This is a genomic window from Peribacillus sp. P4_D6 (assembly GCF_056401795.1).
On record NZ_JBFUIQ010000416.1, the window covers coordinates 1 to 506 of the forward strand.

At 47.4% G+C, this 506-nt stretch carries 1 protein-coding gene; it reads left to right on the forward strand.

Annotation, left to right across the window (positions count from 1 at the left end; genetic code table 11):
- A partial coding sequence (locus AC1DVB_RS27930) for a flavin monoamine oxidase family protein (protein ID WP_477592111.1) occupies positions 1-374 on the forward strand: 374 nt, incomplete at its 5' end.
- Positions 375-506 lie beyond the last annotated feature (132 nt).

Sequence of the window (506 nt, forward strand, 5' to 3'; positions counted from 1 at the left end):
TCATCTTAGTCATCTTAGCAAGTTATACATGGGAAGATGATGCCACATTATGGGATATCCTACCGGAAAAAGATCGCATACAACACGCATTGAAAAATTTGGCAGTGATCCATGGTAATCAAGTATATGATCATTTTTTATCAGGAGCTTCTTATAGCTGGACATTGAATCAGTATTCCTACGGCGCTTTCTCCATGTTTAAGCCTGGTCAGGAAACGGACTTGTTTCCATACATCCCAACTCCTGAAGGAAGGGTCCACTTCGCTGGGGAGCATACATCAACCGTACCAGCATGGATTGAAGGAGCCATTCAATCCGGAATCAGGGTTGCACATGAAGTGACGAATCTGCCTAGAACTTTCGGTGGGCCTTGAATGGACCATTTCCTTGGTTATGTAACACAAAAAACGCTGAAGGCAAAGGACGTTGATTGGAACGTAGGGCACTCGCTTTCCGCGGGCGGTCCGCCCGCGGCGCATATTCGCCTGTGGGGTCTCCCGTGGACT